The organism is Albidovulum sp., assembly GCF_008933605.1.
GTDB lineage: Bacteria > Pseudomonadota > Alphaproteobacteria > Rhodobacterales > Rhodobacteraceae > Albidovulum.
In genome coordinates, this window is sequence record NZ_WBUS01000263.1 from 1 (window position 1) to 2629 (window position 2629).

General features: G+C 72.3%; 3 protein-coding genes and 1 pseudogene. 3 read left to right on the plus strand and 1 reads right to left on the minus strand.

The features are described from left to right. The 3 genes and pseudogenes from F9K34_RS18525 to F9K34_RS18535 form a co-directional block, all read left to right on the plus strand. A pseudogene (locus tag F9K34_RS18525) lies at positions 1 to 208 on the plus strand (Holliday junction branch migration protein RuvA); the annotation flags it as partial. A 3-nt stretch (positions 209 to 211) separates the two neighbouring features. Further along, positions 212 to 1237: a Holliday junction branch migration DNA helicase RuvB gene (gene ruvB, locus F9K34_RS18530; protein ID WP_291338577.1), complete on the plus strand. Its 1026-nt coding sequence runs from the start codon at positions 212 to 214 to the stop codon at positions 1235 to 1237. A gap of 54 nt (positions 1238 to 1291) precedes the next feature. Beyond that, positions 1292 to 1924, plus strand: a complete 633-nt coding sequence (locus tag F9K34_RS18535) for a hypothetical protein (RefSeq protein WP_291338578.1) — start codon at positions 1292 to 1294, stop codon at positions 1922 to 1924. Positions 1925 to 1941: 17 nt separating this feature from the next. Here the strand turns inward: F9K34_RS18535 and F9K34_RS18540 are convergent. After that, positions 1942 to 2629 (minus strand): class I SAM-dependent methyltransferase (locus F9K34_RS18540; RefSeq protein ID WP_291338579.1); only part of this gene is annotated, 688 nt, incomplete at its 5' end.

Here is a 2629-nt window from a genome sequence, read left to right on the forward strand (position 1 = left end):
GATCGAGGCGCCCGCGGCGCGTCCCGTCCGCGCACCCGTCACGGCGACCGCCGGCGCCACGGCCGACGCGCTCTCCGCCCTCGTCAACCTCGGCTACGGCCAGGGCGAGGCCGCCGCCGCCGTCGCCCAGGCGGCTGGCGAGAACGATGGCAGCGCCACCCCGGCCCTGATCCGCGCCGCGCTGAAACTGCTCGCGCCGAAGGGGTAGGCGATGGAACCCGATCCCACCCTTCGCCCCGCGCCGCAGCCCGAGGATGCCGACCGCAGCCTGAGACCCCAGGCGCTGACCGACTTCGTCGGCCAGGAGGAGGCGCGGGCGAACCTGCGGGTCTTCATCGAAAGCGCGCGGCGGCGCGGCGAGGCGATGGACCACACGCTTTTCCACGGCCCCCCCGGCCTCGGCAAGACCACGCTGGCGCAGATCATGGCGAAGGAGCTCGGCGTCAACTTCCGCATGACCTCGGGCCCGGTCCTCGCCCGCGCGGGCGACCTCGCGGCGATTCTGACCAACCTCGAGGCGCGCGATGTCCTCTTCATCGACGAGATCCACCGACTGAACCCGGCGGTGGAGGAGGTGCTCTATCCGGCGATGGAGGATTTCGAGCTTGACCTCGTGATCGGCGAGGGTCCGGCCGCGCGCACCGTCAGGATCGAGTTGCAGCCCTTCACGCTCGTCGGCGCCACCACGCGGCTCGGGCTTCTGACGACGCCCTTGCGCGACCGGTTCGGAATCCCCACGCGGCTCCAGTTCTACACGGTGGAGGAGCTTCACCGCATCGTCGCGCGGGGCGCGCGCCTGATGGGGGTGGAGGCCGACCCCGCCGGCACACAAGAGATCGCTCGCCGCGCGCGGGGGACGCCCAGGATCGCGGGGCGGCTCCTGCGCCGGGTCGTCGATTTCGCGCTCGTCGAGGGCGACGGGCGGCTTACCCGCGACATCGCGGACTCGGCGCTGACGCGGCTCGGAGTGGACCACCTCGGACTCGACGGGGCGGACCGGCGCTATCTCGGCGTCATTGCCGAGAACTACGCCGGGGGGCCGGTGGGGGTGGAGACGCTCTCGGCCGCGCTCAGCGAAAGCCGCGACGCGATCGAGGAGGTGATCGAGCCCTACCTTCTCCAGCAGGGCCTGATCCAGCGCACCCCGCGCGGGCGGATGCTGGCGGCGAAGGCCTGGGCACATCTCGGCCTGCCGGCGCCGCGCGCCCCCGGGCAGGCGGACCTGTTCGGGAAATAGGCCCCGCGCCGGCGGCGGAGGCACGCGAAGACCACCCGCAAGTGCATCGGGGCCATGGTGAAGGGGAAGGACGTGACGGCAGAGGAAGTGGCGGCGCTCTTCACCCGGTCGGACGGGAGCTATGTCTTCGCCCGTTGGGTGCGGCCGATCGTGCCGGTCATCTTCGGCGTCGACGATGCGACCCTGGCGGTCATCAAGGGCGCGATCGAGGCGGTGGTGGCGCTCGCCGGCCACCGGATGGCCGAGACGGATCCGGAGCAGGGCGCAAACCTGATGGTCTTCTTCTGCCGCGATTGGCGCGAACTGGAGGATGTAACCGACCTCGACCGGCTGGTTCACGGGCTCGGGCAGGTCGTGGTCCGGCTGGAGTCCGAAGGGGCGCACCACTACCGCCATTTCCGCTTCGAGGAGGGCGGTGCGATCCGGGCCTGCATCGCCTTCGTCAGGATCGATGGCGAGACCGCCGACACGCCGGCGGAGACGCTTGCGCTCAGCCTCGCCGCGCAGACAATCCTGCTCTGGTCCGACGTCGCGTTCCGGGACCGCTCCATCCTCGCCCGCGCCGGTGAGGCAGTGGTCCTGCGGCCCGAGATCGCTGACCTGATCCGCGTGGCCTACGATCCGGTCCTGCCGGTCGCGGCGCGCGATGCGAGCCATGCGCTCAGGCTTGCGGCGCGGACCGCATAGGGCCGCGCATCCGGCGGTCAGGATCGGCGGGCGGCAAAGAGATTCATGACGGCCGGCACCCTCATGCCCTGCGGCGTCTCGAAGCGGCGGAACCGCGTGGCGAGGTCTGCCGCGATCGCGACGCGGTCGGACTCCGTCCCGCCCCTGACGCGAACCACGTAGTTCACGGGGCCGATGGCGGCGGCGAGGGCGGCGGCATCCCCGGCGGTGCCCTCGAGATGAAGCTCGGTTCGCAGCGCCTCGGCGGCGATGCCGGTGAAACCCGCCGCCGCGAGCAGCCCCGCCACATGGTCGCGATCGGTGAAGGCGAACATCCCGGGTGTGCGCGGCGGGTCGGGAGGCACCGGGCCGAGCCGCGCCTCGGCGGCGGCGCGTGCCTCGCGCACCCAGGGGTTCAGACGGGCGTCGGCCCAAGCGAGAAAAACGATCCGCCCGCCCGGGCGCAAAGCCACCGCGAGGTTGCGGAAGGCGGCCAGCGGATCGGCGAAGAACATCAGACCGTGGCGCGAGAGGATCGCGTCCTGCGAGGCCGGGTCGAAGCGATGGGTCTGGGCGTCGGCTTCCAGAAATGCGACGTTCGGCCGGCCGCCGGCACGGTGCCGGGCGATGGCCAGGAGCGTCTCCGAAATGTCGAGCCCGGTCACGCGCCCCCCGGGCGCGGCGCGTTCCGCCGCCGCGATCCGCCCCGGCGAGAATGTCCTCGAC

What these genes read in the sequence shown, in the direction of transcription:
- ruvB (WP_291338577.1), top strand. Translation starts at nt 212, where the DNA reads ATGGAACCCGATCCCACCCTTCGCCCCGCGCCGCAGCCCGAGGATGCC.
- F9K34_RS18535 (WP_291338578.1), top strand. Translation starts at nt 1,292, where the DNA reads ATGGTGAAGGGGAAGGACGTGACGGCAGAGGAAGTGGCGGCGCTCTTC.